Genomic DNA, 17,667 nt, shown 5'->3' on the forward strand with positions numbered 1-17,667 from the left:
GTGGGGGTACGTCGGGCCTTACTTCGGCGGCGGCGGTGCCAGCACCGTCCGGTCGCCATTGTGCTCGGGCGCACTGACAACGCCGGCCGCTTCCATGGCCTCGATCAGTCGCGCCGCACGGTTGTAGCCGATCTTCAGCCGGCGCTGCACGCCAGAAATCGACGCGCGGCGGGTCTCCGTGACCACCCTCAGCGCCTCGTCATACAGCGGATCCGACTCGTCGCCGCCGGCACTGGTTTCCGGCAGGCCGGTGGCACCCACCACCACGCCGTCCCCCAGGGTCTGAACCTCGTCCAGCACGCCCTCGATGTAATCGGCCGGACCCATCGCCTTGAGATGCTCGACCACGCGATGCACTTCATCGTCGGAGACGAACGCGCCGTGCACACGCTCGGGCATGGCGGTGCCCGGAGGCAGGTACAGCATGTCGCCGTGACCCAGCAGCGTCTCCGCGCCGGACTGGTCGAGAATGGTGCGCGAGTCGATCTTCGAGCTCACCTGGAACGCGATGCGGGTGGGAATGTTGGCCTTGATCAGGCCGGTGATCACATCCACCGACGGACGCTGGGTGGCCAGGATCAGGTGGATGCCGGCTGCACGTGCCTTCTGTGCCAGACGTGCGATCAGTTCTTCGACCTTCTTGCCGACGATCATCATCATGTCGGCGAATTCGTCGATGAAGATGACGATGAACGGCAGCGTCTCCAGCGGGCGCGGCGCCTCGCCCAGCTCCGGGTTCGGCTTGAACAACGGGTCCATCAGCGGCTGGCCGGCGTCCTCGGCGTCCTTCACCTTCTTGTTGAAGCCGGCCAGGTTGCGCACGCCCACCGCGCTCATCAGCTTGTAGCGGCGCTCCATCTCCGCCACGCACCAGCGCAGGCCGTTGGCGGCCTCCTTCATGTCGGTGACCACAGGCGCGAGCAGATGCGGGATGCCCTGGTAGACGCTCAGTTCGAGCATCTTCGGGTCGATCATCAGCATCCGCAGATCTTTCGGCGAGCCCTTGTACAGCAGGCTCAGTACCATCGCATTGACGGCCACGGACTTGCCCGAGCCGGTGGTACCGGCCACCAGCAGGTGTGGCATGCGCGCCAGATCGGCCACGGTGGGGCGGCCGGCGATGTCCTTGCCCAGCGCCAGGGTCAGCACGCTGGAGGCCTTGTCGTACTCCTTCGAGCGCAGCAGCTCGGACAGGAAGATCATCTCGCGGGTGACGTTGGGAATCTCCAGGCCGATCACCGACTTGCCGGGAATCACATCGACCACGCGCACCGACTTGACCGACAGGCCGCGGGCGATGTCCTTGTCCAGCGAGCTGATCTGGCTGACCTTGATGCCCGGCGCCGGCTCGATCTCGAAGCGGGTGATGACCGGGCCCGGATAGGCGCCGACCACCTGCGCATCGATGCGGAAATCCTTCAGTTTGAACTCGATCTGCCGCGACAGGGTCTCCAGCGTCTCCTCGTCGTAGCCCTTGGGCTGCGGCTTGGGATCATCCAGCAGGGCCAGCGGCGGCAGGTCCGAACCATCGCCGTTGACGCCGCGGAACATCGGTATCTGGTTGTCACGCTTGGCCCGGTCGCTCTTCTCGATCACCGGTTCCGGGCGCGGTTCAATCTTCACCGGCTCGCGCTTGGCGCGCACCTCGGCGTCCGCCTTGCGGACTTCCTGGCGCTCCTCGCGCAGGGCACGGGTCTGCTTCCACTCGGTCGCCTGTTCCTTCTTGCGCTCCAGCAGCGGCGCCAGCGACATCACCCCACGGCCGATCTTCTCCATCACCGTGAACCACGACAGGCCGGTGGCCAGGGTGATCGAGGCCAGCAGCAGCACCAGCACGAACAGGTTCGCGCCCAGCGCTCCGAACCCGACGGTGAGCGAGTTGCCCACCAGCTTGCCAAGGATGCCGCCCGCACTGGACACATCACCATTGAACAGGCGCACATGCAGGAAGCCGGTACCGGCGATCAGGAAGCCGACCAGACCGACCAGGCGCAGGGCCGGATCGAGGTCGTTCTCGCCCTTGCTTTCCCGCTTGAGGCCGAACATGGCGATCCAGGCCAGTGCGCCGAGCACCACCGGCAGCAGGAACGCGATGTAGCCGAACAACTGCAGCAGCACGTCAGCGATCCAGGCACCGGCGCGGCCGCCCATGTTGTGCACCGGCGCGACCACGCTGCCGGTATGCGACCAGCCGGGGTCCGACGCCGAGTAGGTGAACAGACTTGCCGCCAGGTACAGCAGGGCCGGCGCGATCGCGATCAGGCCCAGGTCGCGCCAGAGGCGCTGGCGGCGGGGGTTGTCGGTCGTCGCTGCCGCCGCGGCCGTGCGACGTGACGCCTTGCTGTCGTCGGACTTGGAGCGTTCGGGGACCTGCTTCGCCACCTTAGACCATACCTTTGGAATGCGCTGTTAGTGATTGATAATAAATGAGACGGCGTCAGTTTTCAGTTATGCGACGCTGCGAGGCGCCCTCCGGGGCCGGAAACCGTCGATGGGCGACGGCGTTCTGTTCATCGGCTTGAATCGCCCTGCCCCAGCCGCCACTCTATGACCTGCCATGGATGCTGCGCAAACATCGCCAGCGCCTTGTCCCACTTACCTTTTCGCGAGTTTACATGAGCACCAGCCTGCCCTCCCGCCACCAACGGCTTGTCATCCTCGGTTCCGGCCCGGCCGGCTGGACCGCTGCGGTCTACGCCGCCCGCGCCAACCTGAAGCCGGTCGTCATCACCGGCCTGCAGCAGGGCGGTCAGCTGATGACCACGACCGAGGTCGACAACTGGCCGGGTGACGCCCATGGCCTGATGGGCCCGGACCTGATGGCGCGCATGCAGGCGCACGCCGAGCGCTTCGAGACCGAGGTCATCTTCGACCACATCCACACCGCCGACCTGTCCCAGCGTCCGTTCCGGCTGATCGGCGACAGTCACGAATACACCTGTGACGCCCTGATCATCGCCACCGGCGCCACCGCCAAGTACCTGGGCATCCCGACCGAAGAGGCCTTCAAGGGCCGCGGCGTGTCCGCCTGCGCCACCTGCGACGGGTTCTTCTACCGTGACCAGGACGTGGTCGTGGTCGGCGGTGGCAACACTGCGGTGGAAGAGGCCCTGTACCTGTCCAACATCGCCCGCAAGGTCTACCTGGTCCACCGCCGCGACACCCTCAAGGCGGAAAAGATCATGCAGGACAAGCTGTTCGCCAAGGTCGCGGCCGGCAAGATCGAAACCGTCTGGCACCACCAGGTCGAGGAAGTGCTGGGCAACGATGCCGGCGTGACCGGTGTGCGCGTGAAGTCCACCCTGGACGGCAGCACCCGCGACATCGACGCGCACGGCTTCTTCGTGGCCATCGGTCATCACCCGAACACCACCCTGTTCGATGGCCAGCTGGCGATGAACAACGGCTACCTGGAAATCCGCTCGGGCCTGGGCGGCAACGCCACCCAGACCTCGGTGGAAGGCGTGTTCGCCGCGGGCGACGTGGCCGACCAGCACTATCGGCAGGCCATCACTTCCGCCGGTTTCGGCTGCATGGCCGCACTGGATGCCGAGCGCTATCTGGATGCACAGGGCAAGGCCGGCTGAAGATTGCTCCACGCCATGACTGATCCTGGGGGCCGGCGCGGAAGCGCCGGCCTTTCTGTTTTCTTCTGACCTATCCTTGGCCCATGCCCTCCCCCCGTTTCCTCGACTCGCTGCAGTCCGTTACCGCCACCGACTGGGACGCGCTGCATGATGGCCGCAATCCCTTCGTCAGCCACGCGTTCCTGGCCGGACTCGAAGCCCACGGTTGCCTGCGCGGGGACTGGGGCTGGCAGGCACGGCATTTCACCCTGTGGGAGGGCGACGTCCTGGTCGCGGCGATTCCCGGCTACCTGAAGACCAACTCCCACGGCGAATTCGTGTTCGACCACGCCTGGGCCAATGCCTATGCCCGGCATGGCCGCGACTACTACCCGAAATGGCTCGGCGCCGTGCCGTACTCGCCGGTGACCGGGCCGCGGCTGCTGGCCCGGGACGATCCAGCCCGCGCGGGCGTGCTGTCGGCCCTGCGCGGGGCGCTGCCCGCGCTGGACGTGTCCTCGGCGCATATCAACTTCCACACCGCAGCGGATGAAGCGGTGTTCGGCGATGACTGGCTGCTGCGCGAGGACATCCAGTTCCAGTGGCAGAACCCGGGCGACTGGACGACGTTCGATCAGTTCCTTGGCGCCATGGACCACAAGCACCGCAAGAACATCCGCCAGGAGCGCGCCAGGGTCACCCGCCAGGGCATCGGCTTCCGCGTCGTGCACGGCGATGAGGCCAGCCGTGCCGACCTGCAGGCGATGTACCGTTTCTACCTGCAGACCTTCGTCGAGTACGGCAATGCACCGGCGCTCACCGAGCCCTTCCTGCGCCACCTGGCCAGCAGCCTCGGGCGCGGCCTGGTGATGTTCCTGGCCGAACAGGACGGCGAACCGATTGCCGGCGCCCTGTGCTTGCGTGGGGGCGACACGCTGTATGGCCGCTACTGGGGTGGCGCTACCCTGCCTGGCCTGCACTTTGAGGCCTGCTACTACCAGGGCATCGAGTACTGCCTGCGCGAAGGCCTGACCCGCTTCGAGCCCGGCGCACAGGGCGAACACAAGCTGGCGCGCGGCTTCCTGCCGACGCGGGTGCGCAGCCGGCACTGGGTGGCCGATGCGGATTTCGCAGAAGCTCTGCAGGACTGGTGCCGGCAGGAGCGCAGGGACGTGCGGCGCTATGAGCAGACGTTGCAGCAACACAGCCCGTTCCGCACGCAGGACTAGCGCCGCCGCAGAATGGATGCGCCGGCATCGCTACACTCCCGGCATGACCCGTCAATTGCCCTGGCGCCTGGACGATGCGCCGGACGCCCCCTTCCCGCCCGCTGAAACCGCGCTGCGCAGTCCCGACGGCCTGCTGGCCGTAGGCGGCGACCTGCATCCTGCACGCCTGTTGAATGCCTATGCCGGCGGCATCTTCCCGTGGTTCAGCGACGGCGAGCCGATCCTGTGGTGGTCACCGGACCCACGCATGGTGTTCCGCACCTCCGGCGTACACCTGTCCAGCCGCTTCCGCCGCCAGCTGCGCGGCAGCCACTGGGAGGTGACTGCCGACACCGCCTTCAGCCAGGTGATGCGCGCCTGTGCTGCCGCGCCGCGCCCCGGACAGGACGGCACCTGGATCAGCCCGGCAATGGTCGAGGCCTACAGCCGGCTGCACGACCTCGGGTTCGCCCATTCCGTCGAGGTCTGGGACCGGCAGACCCTGGTCGGTGGCATCTATGGCGTGGCCATCGGTACGGTGTTCTTCGGCGAAAGCATGTTCAGCGGCGCCAGCGGCGGCTCCAAGATCGCGCTGGCCGCGCTGGCGGCCACCCTGCATGGCTGGGGCTGGGAACTGATCGATGCACAGGTGGAGAATCCGCATCTGCTGCGGATGGGTGCGGTGCACCTGCCACGCGCCGCGTTTCTGGACCACGTGCGGCAGGCCGTGCGCTGCCCGGGGCGTGAAGGCCCGTGGACCCGGCACATGGGCCGCTTGCCGGCCCGCGTCCTGGCGGGGGGTTAACATAAACTTTGCAAGCCGGCCGCGTCCCGCGTAAAATACTGCGCCTTAGGCCCAGCGTGGCCGTTTTCTGAACCGCACAGGACTACATGTCGAAAGACGATTCCATCGAGTTCGAGGGCACCGTCAGCGAGACGCTGCCGAACACCACTTTCCGCGTTCGTCTGGAAAATGGGCACGAGATCATCGCCCACATCTCCGGCCGCATGCGCAAGAACTACATCCGCATCCTCACCGGTGACCGGGTCAAGGTTGAAATGACCCCGTACGACCTGACCAAGGGTCGCATCACCTACCGCATGAAGTAAGCGGTCGGCGCGTCGCGCCACTTCGACAAGGCCAGCCTGGGTTGCTGGCCTTTTGTCATGCCCGCTCTCCGGCCCTGCCGGAGGTCATCGTGACCGATCTCACCATGACGTCAGTCAGCCCTGCTTGCGGCAGATTCGCAGTTGCGACAGCGGCAGCATTCTGGGATCCGATCCACTCCGGATCGCCACCCCTGCCCCGCCATGAACCTCACTTCCCTGCTCGCCCCCTTGGCCTTGTCCGCCATCGCCCTGCTGGCCCCGTCCGCCCATGCGGCCGACACCCCGGCGGCGCAGTGCGTGCCGCTGTCCGGCGAACAGCAGATCGTTCGCGCCGGCGCCGACAGGAACATCCTGCTCCGCTCCGGCGAAGCGCACTATGTCGTGCACTTCCGCAACAGCTGCCCTTCCGCCGTGCTGGCCACCCGCCTCGGCTTCACGACCGACGGCAAGGAGGCTGACACGCTGTGCAGCGAGGGCCGAAGCAAGCTGGACACCGGTCGCGGCTCCTGCGAGGTGGCGCGCATCGAGCCGATCGATGCCGAGCGGTTCACGCGTGAAGCGCGCCGTCGCAGCCGCTGACACCTGACAGCACAAGGGCGGCCGAAGCCGCCCTTGCCCTTTCCAGTCCTTCACGCCACAGCCCGTGGCGTCAGCTCACTCCACCGTGGCCGGCAGCAGCCGCTCCGGCTCGGCCTGGGTCTCGACCACCAGTTCGTCGTCGCGGACATCGATGCTGACCTTGCCGCCGTTGACCAGCTTGCCGAACAACAGCTCGTCGGCCAGCGGACGCTTGATCTTGTCCTGGATCACGCGCGCCATCGGACGGGCACCCATCAGCGGGTCGAAGCCATGGTGGGCCAGCCAGTCGCGCGCGGTCGGCGTGGCCGACAGGCTGACATGCTTCTCCTGCAGCAACATCTCCAGCTCGATCAGGAACTTGTCCACCACACGCAGGATGTGCTCGAAGCCCAGCGCCTGGAACTGCACCACCGCATCGAGGCGGTTGCGGAATTCCGGGGTGAAGCTGCGGCGGATGGTCTCCATCGCGTCGGTGGCGTGGTCCTGCTTGGTGAAGCCGATCGAACGCCGCGAGGCCTGGGCCGCGCCGGCATTGGTGGTCATCACCAGCACCACGTTCTTGAAGTTCGCTTCACGTCCGTTGGTGTCGGTCAGCACGCCCCGGTCCATGACCTGCAGCAGGATGTTGAAGATGTCCGGGTGCGCCTTCTCGATTTCGTCCAGCAGCAGCACGCAATGCGGCGTCTTGACGATCTTCTCGGTCAGCAGGCCGCCCTGGTCGAAGCCGACGTATCCCGGGGGCGCACCGATCAGACGGCTGATCGAATGCGGCTCCATGTACTCGGACATGTCGAAGCGGACCAGCTCGATGCCCAGCTGCAGGGCCAGCTGCTTGGTCACCTCGGTCTTGCCGACACCGGTCGGGCCGGCGAACAGGAAGTTGCCGATCGGCTTTTCCGGATTGCCCAGCCCCGAGCGCGCCAGCTTGATCGCCGACGACAGGGTCTCGATGGCCGGGTCCTGGCCGAAGATCACCATCTTCAGGTTGCGCTCCAGGTGCTGCAGCACATCCTTGTCGGTGGCGCTGACCTGCTTGGTCGGGATGCGCGCCATCTTGGCAATGATGGCCTCCACCTCCTCCACGTCGATCAGTTCCTTGCGCTGGTCCTCCGGCAGCAGCCGCTGGCGCGCACCTGCCTCGTCGATCACGTCGATGGCCTTGTCCGGCAGCAGGCGGTCACCGATATGCTTGACCGACAGGTCCACCGCGGCCTGCAGCGCCTCGTCGGAGTACGTCACGCCGTGGTGGGCTTCGTACTTGCCCTTCAGGCCCTGCAGGATCTCGTAGGTCTCACCCACGGTCGGCTCGACGATGTCGATCTTCTGGAAGCGGCGCGCCAGGGCACGATCCTTCTCGAAGATGCCGCGGTACTCCTGGAACGTGGTCGAGCCGATGCAGCGCAGCTCGCCCGACGCCAGCGCCGGCTTGATCAGGTTGGACGCATCCATGGTGCCGCCCGACGCCGAACCCGCACCGATGATGGTGTGGATCTCGTCGATGAACAGCACGGCATTGGGCACCTTCTTCAGGGCCGTCAGCACGCTCTTCAGGCGCTTCTCGAAGTCGCCACGGTACTTGGTGCCGGCCACCAGTGCGCCCAGGTCGAGCGAATAGATGACGGCATCGGCCAGCACCTCCGGCACCGAGCCCTCGACGATGCGCCGGGCCAGGCCTTCGGCGATCGCGGTCTTGCCGACGCCGGCCTCGCCCACGTAGAGCGGGTTGTTCTTGCGACGGCGGCACAGGACCTGGATGGTCCGCTCGATCTCGTCGGCACGCCCGACCAGCGGGTCGATGCGTCCGGCCCGGGCCTGCTCGTTGAGGTTGCTGGCGAACTCGGTCAGGGCATCCCCCTTCGGCTCGCCCTCCCCGCCCTCGGCCCGGCTCTCGCCTTCGGAGGAAGGCTGTTCGCCCTCCTCGCCCAGCTTGGCGATGCCATGGGACAGGTAATTGACCACGTCCAGGCGGGTCACGTCCTGCTGGTTGAGGTAGTAGACGGCATGGGAGTCCTTCTCGCCGAAGATGGCGACCAGCACATTGGCGCCGGTGACCTCCTTCTTGCCCGAGGACTGCACGTGGTACACGGCCCGCTGCAGTACGCGCTGGAAGCCCAGCGTCGGCTGGGTGTCGCGGCCATCGTCTTCCGCCAGGCGGGACACGGAGGCCTCGATGGCCTGCTCCAGCTCCTGGCGCAGGCGGTCGGCATCGGCACCACAGGCCTTCAGTACGGCCTGGGCGGACGGGTTGTCGAGCAGTGCCAGCAGCAGGTGTTCGACCGTCATGAACTCATGCCGGGCCTCACGGGCGCGCTTGTAGCACTGGCCGATGGTGTGTTCGAGGTCTTTGCTGAACATGGATTACTCCGGCGGCAGATGGGGACAATATGCGGCCTGACTACGCGATTTCCATCACCCTAGCGGATTGCTGCGTTCAGATGGCGTTAGCAGTGCGGATTGCTTGATCTTCATTCACTCCCGGACAGCCCACCCATGAGCGAACCCTACCTGAGCCGCTGGCGATTGCGACGTGATGGTCCCGCCATCCGTACACCGCACGCCCGGCTCTGGCCGGTACTGACCGCCGACGACCAGCCGGCAATGCTGAAGATCAGCAGTGAAACCGAAGAACAGAACAGCCATCGCCTGCTGCGCTGGTGGGACGGCGACGGTGCCGCGCGCCTGCTGGCGCACGAGGGGCCGGCCATCCTGATCGAGCGCGCCGGCGGCCAATCGCTGCGGGAGCGCTCGATCGGCGGCGATGACAGCACCTGTACCACGATCCTGTGCCAGGTCCTGCAGCGGCTGCACCGGCCACGGAGCGCACCGCCAGCGGAGCTGGTCTGCCTGCCTACATGGTTCGCCGACCTGCTGCAGCCAAGGGGCTCGCTGCCGCCACTGCTGGAACAGTGCAGATCGCTGGCGGTCGCGCTGCTGGAGGACGAACAGGAGGTCCGGCCGCTGCACGGTGACCTGCACCACGACAACGTGCTCGACTTCGGCACGCGCGGCTGGCTGGCGATCGACCCGAAACGGCTGATCGGTGATCGCGCGTTCGACTACACCACGCTGTTCAGCAATCCCGACCTGTGCGGTCCCGGCATCCACGTCGCGACCCGGCCGGAGCGCTTTGCGGCCCGGGTGACCGAGGTCAGCGCCCTGGCGGAGCTGGATCGCACGCGCCTGCTGCGCTGGATCGCTGCCAGCGCCGGGCTGTCGGCCGTATGGTTCCGCAATGATGGCGACCCGGCCGATATCGACGAGACAGTGGCGGCGATGGCACTGGAGGCGCTGGCGGAGGGGTGATCCCGCTGTAGCCGAGCATGGGCTCGGCTCTACAAGAGGCCGGTCAGGCCTTTTCCATCGTGCACAGCAGCGGATGCTGGTTCATCCGTGAATACTCGTTGACCTGGCCGACCTTGGTCTCGGCCACTTCGCGGGTGAACACGCCGCAGACGCCGCGACCGCGGGTATGGACATGCAGCATCACCTGCGTCGCCTTGTCCAGGTCCATGTTGAAGAACTGCTGCAGCACGTCCACCACGAAATCCATCGGGGTGTAGTCGTCGTTGAGCAGCATGACCTGGTAGAACGGCGGCGGCGCCACTTCCGGGCGCGCGGGCTCCACGGCGATGCCGTGCTCGTGGTGGGAATCGGGGGAAGACTCGCGGGGCATCCGGTCATTATAGAGGTTGCCGCGCGCCCGCGTCGGCCCTCCCGGAATGGACGGCACGGACGGCCGCCGTCACAATTGTCCTTCCCACCCCGGTTTCACAGGATTTTCATGAAAAGGACCCTTCTGCCTGCCCTGTTGATCGCCCTGGCCTGTGCCGGTCCGGCGAGCGCAGCCGATGCCGACGCTGCCGTCGGTCGCCAGCTGGACAAGCTGGGCTACAACTACGAGGTCGACGAGGATGGCGACTACCGCCTGGTGTTCGACGTCGAGGGCGACCGCACCCAGATGGTGTACGTGCGCTCGGCGGTGGAAGACTTCGGCAGCCACAACATCCGTGAGATCTGGTCGCCAGGCTACACGTCCAAGACCAAGCAGTTCCCGGTCGCGGTCGCCAACCGCCTGCTGGAGGACTCGCAGGACGCCAAGATGGGCGGCTGGGTGAAACAGGAGGTGACCGCGATGTTCGTGGTGAAGATCGACGCCGATGCCACCGCCGACCAGCTCAGCGACGCCATCGATGCCGCGATCCGCACCGCCGACGCGATGGAACTGGAACTGACCAAGAAGGACGATCTCTGAGGTGAACGCCACGCCGGACCCGCGCTGGGCACCGCACGCCACCGTCGCCACCATCGTGGTCGACGGCGGCCGCGTGCTGCTGGTCGAGGAGACCATCGATGGCCGCGCCGTGCTCAACCAGCCTGCCGGGCACCTCGAGCCCGGCGAGAGCCTGGCCGAGGCGGCGCTGCGCGAGACCCGCGAGGAGACCGGCTGGACGGTTCAGCTGACCGACTTCATCGGCTGTTACCAATGGACGGCGGGCGACGGTACGACGTTCCTTCGCTTCTGCTACGCGGCGCGCCCGGTCTCGCATGATCCGGCGCAGCCGCTCGACACCGGCATCGACCGCGCGCTGTGGATGACCCCGGCCGAGCTGCAGGCCGCCGGGCAGCGCCAGCGCAGCCCGCTGGTATGGCAGGTCGTGGCGGACTATCTGGGTGGCCAGCGCCACCCGCTTTCGCTGGTCCGGGAGGTCGCATGAGCACCCCGCGCGTGATGGTAGGCGTTTCCGGTGGCGTCGATTCGTCGGTCGCCGCCTGGCGGCTGGTGCAGCAGGGCGAGGCCGTGGCCGGCCTGTTCATGCAGAACTGGGCCGACGACGGCAGCGGCGACTGCCGCGCCGAGGATGATCGCCGCGATGCGGTGGCGGTCTGCGGCCTGCTGGGCATTCCCTTCCATTTCCGCGACTTCTCCAGCGAGTACTGGCAAGGCGTGTTCGAGCATTTCCTGGCCGAGTACGCCGCCGGCCGCACCCCCAATCCGGACGTGCTGTGCAACCGCGAGGTGAAGTTCAAGCACTTCCTGGACGCGGCGCGTGAACTGGGCGCCGAGCGCATCGCCACCGGCCATTACGCGCGGGTGACCCAGCGCGGCCACCAGTGGCTGCTGCTGCGCGGCGCCGACCGCTCCAAGGACCAGAGCTATTTCCTGCACCAGCTGGGGCAGGCGCAGCTGGCCGCCACCCTGTTCCCGATCGGCGACCTGGAAAAGAGCGACCTGCGCCGGATCGCCCGTGACGTCAGCCTGCCGACCCATGCCAAGAAGGACTCCACCGGCATCTGCTTCATCGGCGAGCGCGACTTCCGCGAGTTCCTGGGCCGCTATCTGCCGGCCCGGCCGGGACAGATCCTCGACCCGGCCGACGGCAGCGTGATTGCCGAGCATCCGGGCGTGTTCTATTTCACGCTCGGCCAGCGCGAGGGCCTGAACATCGGCGGCGTGCGTGGCCGCCCGGCCGCGCCGTGGTACGTGGTCGGCAAGGACGTGGCCAGCAACGTGCTGTATGTCGATCAGGACCGCGACAGCCCGTGGATGCTCTCCGAACGCCTGCGTTCGGAAACCGCGCACTGGATCGCCGGCGCACCACCGGCCCGGCGTTTCGAATGCACTGCCCAGACCCGCTACCGCCAGCCCGACGAGCCGTGTACGGTCGATGTGCTGGACGATGGCAGCGTGCTGGTCACCTTTGCCCGCCCGCAGCGGGCCGTCACGCCCGGCCAGTCGCTGGTGCTGTATGACGGCGAGATCTGCCTGGGCGGTGCGGTGATCGCCGCCACCGATGCGCCGCTGGAACAGCGCCTGCGCACCACCCCTTCTCCTTTTGAGGTAATCGCTGCATGAGTTTCACTGTCGACGACCGCGTCCTGGCCCTGGCCGGCATTGCCCAGGCCCTGCAGCAGGTGCGCCGCATCGCCGATACCGGCCATTCCGATGCCGCCGCTGTACGTACCGCGGTGGACAGCGTATTCCGCGTCGACGCGTCCTCTCCGCAGGAGGTGTTCGGCGACCGCCACGCGCTGAAGTCGGGCCTGCGCCTGCTGCACAACTACTTCCGCAACCAGGGCCAGGATCCGATCCTGCCCAAGCTGGCATTGTCGGTGCTGCAGCTGGAGCGCCGCTTCGTGCAGGACGGCGCAACCGTCAACAAGGTGGCCTCGGGCATCGAGCAGGCGCAGCGCAAGGCCGCCGAACTGGGCGACAGCGGTCACCCGGATGTGCTGGCCAGCCTCGGCGGCGTCTATGCGGACACCATCAGCCATCTCAAGCCGCGGGTGATGGTGCAGGGCAACCCGCATTACCTGGGCCAGGCCGGTGTGGTCTCCGAGATCCGTGCCCTGCTGCTGGCCGCCGTCCGCGCCGCGGTGCTGTGGCGGCAGGTGGGCGGCAGCTACTGGGACTTCCTGTTTGGTCGCAAGGCGATGGTCGAGGCCGTGGACCGCCTGCTGGCCTGACCGCTGCATCCGCCGGGCATGGCCCGGCGCTACCGCATCGCCTGACCGTCGCGCAGCGCTGCCGGGGTAGCGCCGGCCCATGCCCGGCGAGCGTCCGGCGCCGGAAATCCGACGCATTCAGAAAGCGCATCGACGTTAAAGAGAAAGGGCACACGGCCGATACATCCTCCGTGCACCTCCCGAGAACGTCCATGTACTCACGCATTTTCATTCGTCTGGCCGCCCCCCTGGCCCTGACCCTGCTGCTCCCCTTCGCCATCGGTTTCGAATGGCCGGCCGCCCTGCGCTGGGCGATCCTGACCACGATGACGCTGAGCTGGCTGGGCTTTGCGTGGTGGACCGCGCGCGCCCAGGCGCACCGCTCACCGGAACAGGCCCGCGTCCTGCGTGAGCAGGACCAGCTGCTGACCGAGCTGCGCAGCTTCGTCGGCAACGAAATCGACGGTTCGCGTGGTGAAGTGGAACGCGCCCGCGACCTGATCCGCCAGGCGGTATCGAGCCTGGGCGGCAGCTTCGATGCAATGAACCGCAAGTCGCGCCAGCAGAGCCAGGCGCTGTCGCGCATCGTCGACCGTGCCGGCGATGAAGGCAGTGCGGGCCTCGACGTTGCGCGGTTCGCCCAGCATGCCAGCCATCGCATGGAGCAGCTGGTGGAAGCGCTGGAACAGGTCAGCGGGCAGAGTTCGACCACCGTGCAGCACATCGACCAGATGGCACAGCACCTGGACGGCATCTTCGCGCTGCTGGAAGACGTCAAGTCGATTGCCGACCAGACCAACCTGCTGGCACTGAATGCCGCCATCGAAGCGGCCCGTGCCGGCGAGGCCGGCCGCGGCTTCGCGGTGGTCGCCGACGAAGTGCGCAACCTGTCCGAGCGCTCAACCACCTTCAACGAACAGATCCGAAAGCTGGCCCACAGCTCCAAGGACGCCATCGCCAAGGTCCGCGAGACGGTCTCGCACATGGCTTCGCGCGACATGGACCGCTCCCGCGAAGCACGCCAGGAAGCAGCGGCCATGCTGGACAACGTGGCACAGATCAATGCTTCGCTGGGCGAAGGCATGCGCGAGGTGTCCGAGTGCGCGCGTGCCATCGACGGCAGCGTCGCCGAGGCCGTGCGCGCGCTGCAGTTCGAAGATATCGCCACGCAGGCGCTGGGTGGCGTGCATACCCATCTCGACCGCCTGACCGCGATCAACCGCGAAGCGGTGGCCCTGCAGGAACTCCTGCACCGCAATGGCGGCGTCTTCGACGAAGAGATCGCCAGCGCGCTGCAGCGCACCGGCAACCGTCTGCGCGAACTTCGCAACGAATGGGAGCGCCCGCCGCACAAGCCGGTCGCCCAGCAGAACATGGGCGCCGGTACCGTCGAACTGTTCTGACACGCGTGTCCGCTGCCCTCTCCGGCAGTCTGCAAGGCCCCGGCTCGACCGGGGCCTTTGCCTGTGATCCACCGCCGAAAGCATCCTGTACGCGCCCCATGGCCCTGATCAGCGCCCCGCCCTCCTCCCTCACCGACATCGAACGCCCGCGCAACGCCAGCGTGCGAGAACAGCTGCAGCAGCTGGAAGAGGTCGCGCATGAGGAGATCCGCGAGCTGCAGCAGCTCGCCGATGCGCGCCCGCCCTCGCCCGGTACCGCCGGCGAACTGCTGGGCATGGCCTGGGACCTGGGGTTGGATGGAGATGCCCTGAAGTAGCGCCGGGGCGTCTGCCGGGTCTATCGCGGCCCGAACATGAAAGAGCCGAGCGTCCGCTCGGCTCTACGGTGAAACAGGCCCATGCTCGGCTGAGGCGCAGGGATGTCCATCGCTCCGACCAGAAAGCGCCGCCGAGCCCATGCTCGGCTCATATGCGCCGCAGGTTCATCGCAACCGGACAGGCCTGGAGACCGCGGGTACGCGGTCACAAATCGTCAACGCACCAGCAGCGCTTCGTTGCCGGCGTCCGTGCGCGACGGTGACTGATGCTGCTGGCGCAGCCACTGCGCCAGGTCCCGCGGGCTCAGCGGCCGCGAGTACAGGTAGCCCTGGATCTCGTCGCAGCCCTGGCGGCGCAGCATGTCTTCTTCCTGGTGCGTTTCCACGCCTTCGGCCACGACCTTCATGCCCAGCGCGTGACCCAGGTGCACGATGGCCTGGGTCACCTCGGCCGTACCCGAGTCGTGCAGCATGCCCTGCACGAAGCTGCGGTCGATCTTCAGGCGGCCCACCGGGAACCGGTTGAGGTAGTTGAGGTTGGAGAATCCTGTTCCGAAATCGTCCACCGCCAGCGGCACACCATGCCGTTCCAGCACGTCGAAGCAATGACGCAGGATGTCGGTGTCACGGATCAGCGCCGACTCGGTCAGCTCAAGTTCCAGGCGCTGTGGCGGCCAGCCATGGGCATGGCAGATCTCGATCACCCGCTCGGCGAAGCCGCGATCACGCAGCTGCACGGCCGAGACGTTCACCGCGATGCGGTCGAAGTGCAGACCGGCTCTGTCCCAGGCAGTGGCCTGGCGGCAGGCTTCGTTCAGTACCCAGTCGCCGATGCGCACGATTTCACCGCACTTCTCGGCGATGGGAATGAACTCGGCCGGGCTGCAGTAGCCGATGCCGGGTCGATGCCAGCGCAGCAGTGCTTCGATGGCCGGTGGCTCGCCAAGGTGGGCGTGCAGCAGCGGCTGATAGGCCAGGCTGAACTCCTCGCGCTCGATCGCGCCATGGAGTGCATGCTCCAGCTCAAGCCGGCGCTGGATGCGGGCCAGTGCATCCTGGCTGTAGTACTGGTAGGTGTTGCGACCGGCTTCCTTGGCCGCATACATCGCGGCATCGGCGGCGCGCAGCAGTGAATCGAAATCGGTCTGGGTATCGCCCAGCATGGCGATGCCCACGCTGGCCCCCACCTTCAGCGTGGTATCGCCGCGGCGCAGCGGCTCGGCCAGCGAGCCGATCAGCTTGCGCGCCACGTGGCCAGCGTCTTCCGGTTCGGCCAGGTCGCGCAGCACCACGATGAATTCGTCACCGCTGAAGCGGCCGAACAGATCGTTGTTGCGCAGGTTCTGGTGCAGTCGGGTGGCCGCCGCCTTCAGCAGCGCATCACCGGTGGCATGGCCGAAGCTGTCGTTGATGGTCTTGAAGCCATCCAGGTCGATGAACAGCATCGCCAGCGAGGTGCCGCGATCACGCGCTTCCTCGATTGCTTCAGCCGTCTGCTCGCCCAGCAGCACCCGGTTCGGCAGGCCGGTCAGCAGGTCGTAATGGGCCAGCAGCTCGATGCGCTCGTTGGCCTCGCGCTCTCGCGTGATGTCACGGAACAGCACCACGAAGCGTGGCGGCAGGCCATCGCGTCGATCCAGCTCGATCAGCACCTGCACCCATACGCGCAGGCCGGATTGACGATAGAAGCAGAGATCCAGCTGCTCGGGCAGTCCGCCACCGGCAATCCGGCCCAGCGCCGCCTCGAACGCACTGCGCGAGTCCTCGGTGTACAGCGCCAACGCCTGGTCCAGGGTGATCGGCTCCTTGCGCAGTCCGTGGATGCGATAGCACTCTTCGGTCCATTGCATGTGCCGGGTCTGCACCTCGATCTCGCACCCGCCGATGCGGCCCAGGGCCGAAACGCGGTTGAGCAGCTCGGTACGCCAGCGGATCAGCGCATCGGTCTGGTGCTGTTCGGTGATGTTCTGCACCTGGCCCAGCAGCCGCTTGGGCTGGCCCTCGCCGTCCAGCAGCGGCTGCATCCATAGCCGCAGATGCAGCGATGGTTCGCCGCTGCCGCGGGCCAGCTCCAGTTCGAGGCTGGCGGAGCGGCCATCGCGCCACAAGCGGCGCCAGGCTGCCCGCAGCGCTCCACGTGAACGCGGATGCAGCTGCTTGAGCCAGCGTCGCTGGCCGGGCACGTTGCCGGGCTCAAGTGCGAGCAGCGAACGCAGTTCGGGCGACCACCAGAAGGAGCCCGTGCCTGGATCGAACGACCAGCTGCCCATGCTGGCGATGCGCTGCGCCTCGCTCAGGTGCACCTGCTGTTCGTGCAGCAACGCCTCCAGCTGCTTCTGCTGTTCGATGTCGGTGTGGGTGCCGACCATCCGCAGCGGCTGGCCGTCGGCAGTGCGCGCGACCACGCGGCCACGATCAAGCACCCAGCGCCACTGCCCGTCGGGCTGGCGGAAGCGGAACTGTGCGCTGTACTGGTCGCTGGTTCCACGCAGGTGCTGATCCAGCGCGGCGCGCACGTGGCCGATGTCCTCGCCGTGCACGCGCGCCAGCATTCCGCTGGCGGTCTCTTCGCCCAGGCCAGGGGTGCGGGTGACGCGATCGCTGGGAATATCCCAGTCCCACAGGCTGTGGCCAGCGCTGTCCAGCGCCAGTTCCCAGCGTCCGCCACCCGCAAGCGGCACCGGTTCCGGCACGCTCAGGGTGAAGGCCAGCAGATTGCCGGCGCCGTCATGCACGGCGCGCAGGTGGCCGTCGTAATGCCCGCGCGGCCCTCCCGGCAGGCTGCACGCAACAATGCCACCGTCGGCCGCCAGCAGACGCAGGTCCTCCAGCATCGGCGCGTAGGCCGCGACCGTCGCCGGCAGGCCATGCTCGCGCGCGGCCGGATTGGCCGCCAGCGGACGGCCAGTGCGGTCGACGATGACCAGCGCCGACGCGAGCGGATGCTGCAGCAGGCTGGCGATGATCCCTTGGTCCACGCGATCTTGCTCCGGATGAAACGCCCGACAGCGGGGCACGCAGTGGTTAACGGCGCCTGCGG

At 67.2% G+C, this 17,667-nt stretch carries 16 protein-coding genes; 12 read left to right on the top strand and 4 right to left on the bottom strand.

The features are described from left to right. Positions 1-18: 18 nt before the first annotated feature. Complete coding sequence (locus ACVOJ1_RS08310; protein ID WP_053517949.1) at positions 19-2,382, bottom strand: DNA translocase FtsK; 2,364 nt, start codon at positions 2,380-2,382, stop codon at positions 19-21. 233 nt (positions 2,383-2,615) lie between these two features. Between ACVOJ1_RS08310 and trxB the strand changes: the two genes are divergently transcribed. The 5 genes from trxB to ACVOJ1_RS08335 all read left to right on the top strand — a co-directional run bounded on the left by trxB (position 2,616) and on the right by ACVOJ1_RS08335 (position 6,463). Then, positions 2,616-3,587, top strand: coding sequence for a thioredoxin-disulfide reductase (trxB, locus tag ACVOJ1_RS08315; RefSeq protein ID WP_053517948.1), 972 nt, complete (start codon positions 2,616-2,618; stop codon positions 3,585-3,587). Between the two features lie 83 nt (positions 3,588-3,670). Beyond that, positions 3,671-4,795, top strand: a complete 1,125-nt coding sequence (locus ACVOJ1_RS08320) for a GNAT family N-acetyltransferase (RefSeq protein WP_277381757.1) — start codon at positions 3,671-3,673, stop codon at positions 4,793-4,795. Positions 4,796-4,838: 43 nt separating this feature from the next. Then, entirely contained in the window at positions 4,839-5,579 is a 741-nt protein-coding gene (aat, locus tag ACVOJ1_RS08325) for a leucyl/phenylalanyl-tRNA--protein transferase (RefSeq protein WP_053517945.1), read from the top strand. Positions 5,580-5,665: 86 nt separating this feature from the next. Then, entirely contained in the window at positions 5,666-5,884 is a 219-nt protein-coding gene (gene infA, locus ACVOJ1_RS08330; RefSeq protein WP_005409596.1) for a translation initiation factor IF-1, read from the top strand. Between the two features lie 201 nt (positions 5,885-6,085). Next, complete coding sequence (locus tag ACVOJ1_RS08335; protein ID WP_065182195.1) at positions 6,086-6,463, top strand: hypothetical protein; 378 nt, start codon at positions 6,086-6,088, stop codon at positions 6,461-6,463. A 75-nt stretch (positions 6,464-6,538) separates the two neighbouring features. Here the strand turns inward: ACVOJ1_RS08335 and clpA are convergent, their stop codons facing one another. Continuing rightward, positions 6,539-8,818 (bottom strand): ATP-dependent Clp protease ATP-binding subunit ClpA, encoded by a 2,280-nt coding sequence (gene clpA, locus ACVOJ1_RS08340; RefSeq protein WP_065182194.1) that lies wholly within the window; start codon positions 8,816-8,818, stop codon positions 6,539-6,541. Positions 8,819-8,953: 135 nt separating this feature from the next. Between clpA and ACVOJ1_RS08345 the strand changes: the two genes are divergently transcribed. Further along, a complete protein-coding gene (locus tag ACVOJ1_RS08345) occupies positions 8,954-9,766 on the top strand; it encodes an APH(6) family putative aminoglycoside O-phosphotransferase (RefSeq protein ID WP_283219726.1) in 813 nt (270 codons plus the stop codon). 43 nt (positions 9,767-9,809) lie between these two features. Here the strand turns inward: ACVOJ1_RS08345 and clpS are convergent, their stop codons facing one another. Continuing rightward, on the bottom strand, positions 9,810-10,136 hold the full coding sequence (gene clpS / locus ACVOJ1_RS08350; RefSeq protein WP_053517940.1) for an ATP-dependent Clp protease adapter ClpS: 327 nt from the start codon (positions 10,134-10,136) through the stop codon (positions 9,810-9,812). Between the two features lie 108 nt (positions 10,137-10,244). Here clpS and ACVOJ1_RS08355 point away from each other — a divergent pair, with 108 nt between their 5' ends. The 6 genes from ACVOJ1_RS08355 to ACVOJ1_RS08380 all read left to right on the top strand — a co-directional run bounded on the left by ACVOJ1_RS08355 (position 10,245) and on the right by ACVOJ1_RS08380 (position 14,627). Beyond that, positions 10,245-10,715 carry a hypothetical protein gene (locus tag ACVOJ1_RS08355; protein ID WP_346480320.1) on the top strand — a complete coding sequence of 157 codons (471 nt, stop codon included), beginning with the start codon at positions 10,245-10,247 and terminating at the stop codon, positions 10,713-10,715. Between the two features lies 1 nt (position 10,716). Beyond that, positions 10,717-11,178 (top strand): NUDIX hydrolase, encoded by a 462-nt coding sequence (locus ACVOJ1_RS08360; protein WP_065182192.1) that lies wholly within the window; start codon positions 10,717-10,719, stop codon positions 11,176-11,178. Further along, complete coding sequence (gene mnmA, locus ACVOJ1_RS08365) at positions 11,175-12,317, top strand: tRNA 2-thiouridine(34) synthase MnmA (RefSeq protein ID WP_065175703.1); 1,143 nt, start codon at positions 11,175-11,177, stop codon at positions 12,315-12,317. The genes ACVOJ1_RS08360 and mnmA overlap by 4 nt, the downstream gene beginning before the upstream one ends. Next, complete coding sequence (gene hflD / locus ACVOJ1_RS08370; protein ID WP_263178200.1) at positions 12,314-12,928, top strand: high frequency lysogenization protein HflD; 615 nt, start codon at positions 12,314-12,316, stop codon at positions 12,926-12,928. Before mnmA ends, hflD begins: the two co-directional genes overlap by 4 nt. Positions 12,929-13,119: 191 nt before the next feature. After that, complete coding sequence (locus tag ACVOJ1_RS08375) at positions 13,120-14,310, top strand: methyl-accepting chemotaxis protein (protein WP_053517932.1); 1,191 nt, start codon at positions 13,120-13,122, stop codon at positions 14,308-14,310. A 98-nt stretch (positions 14,311-14,408) separates the two neighbouring features. Then, the gene (locus tag ACVOJ1_RS08380; protein WP_346480321.1) at positions 14,409-14,627 is read left to right on the top strand and encodes a hypothetical protein; all 219 of its coding nucleotides are present in this window, start codon (positions 14,409-14,411) and stop codon (positions 14,625-14,627) included. Between the two features lie 215 nt (positions 14,628-14,842). Here ACVOJ1_RS08380 and ACVOJ1_RS08385 read toward each other — a convergent pair whose 3' ends face one another. Beyond that, the gene (locus tag ACVOJ1_RS08385; RefSeq protein WP_053517927.1) at positions 14,843-17,605 is read right to left on the bottom strand and encodes a bifunctional diguanylate cyclase/phosphodiesterase; all 2,763 of its coding nucleotides are present in this window, start codon (positions 17,603-17,605) and stop codon (positions 14,843-14,845) included. Between the last annotated feature and the right edge of the window lie 62 nt (positions 17,606-17,667).

The organism is Stenotrophomonas sp. STEN225 (assembly GCF_056756445.1).

Coding starts and splice junctions, on each gene's coding strand:
- ACVOJ1_RS08375 (WP_053517932.1), top strand. CDS start 13,120: ATGTACTCACGCATTTTCATTCGTCTGGCCGCCCCCCTGGCCCTGACC.
- clpA (WP_065182194.1), bottom strand. CDS start 8,818: ATGTTCAGCAAAGACCTCGAACACACCATCGGCCAGTGCTACAAGCGC.
- ACVOJ1_RS08335 (WP_065182195.1), top strand. CDS start 6,086: ATGAACCTCACTTCCCTGCTCGCCCCCTTGGCCTTGTCCGCCATCGCC.
- aat (WP_053517945.1), top strand. CDS start 4,839: ATGACCCGTCAATTGCCCTGGCGCCTGGACGATGCGCCGGACGCCCCC.
- ACVOJ1_RS08380 (WP_346480321.1), top strand. CDS start 14,409: ATGGCCCTGATCAGCGCCCCGCCCTCCTCCCTCACCGACATCGAACGC.
- ACVOJ1_RS08345 (WP_283219726.1), top strand. CDS start 8,954: ATGAGCGAACCCTACCTGAGCCGCTGGCGATTGCGACGTGATGGTCCC.
- clpS (WP_053517940.1), bottom strand. CDS start 10,136: ATGCCCCGCGAGTCTTCCCCCGATTCCCACCACGAGCACGGCATCGCC.
- trxB (WP_053517948.1), top strand. CDS start 2,616: ATGAGCACCAGCCTGCCCTCCCGCCACCAACGGCTTGTCATCCTCGGT.
- ACVOJ1_RS08320 (WP_277381757.1), top strand. CDS start 3,671: ATGCCCTCCCCCCGTTTCCTCGACTCGCTGCAGTCCGTTACCGCCACC.
- hflD (WP_263178200.1), top strand. CDS start 12,314: ATGAGTTTCACTGTCGACGACCGCGTCCTGGCCCTGGCCGGCATTGCC.
- mnmA (WP_065175703.1), top strand. CDS start 11,175: ATGAGCACCCCGCGCGTGATGGTAGGCGTTTCCGGTGGCGTCGATTCG.
- infA (WP_005409596.1), top strand. CDS start 5,666: ATGTCGAAAGACGATTCCATCGAGTTCGAGGGCACCGTCAGCGAGACG.
- ACVOJ1_RS08355 (WP_346480320.1), top strand. CDS start 10,245: ATGAAAAGGACCCTTCTGCCTGCCCTGTTGATCGCCCTGGCCTGTGCC.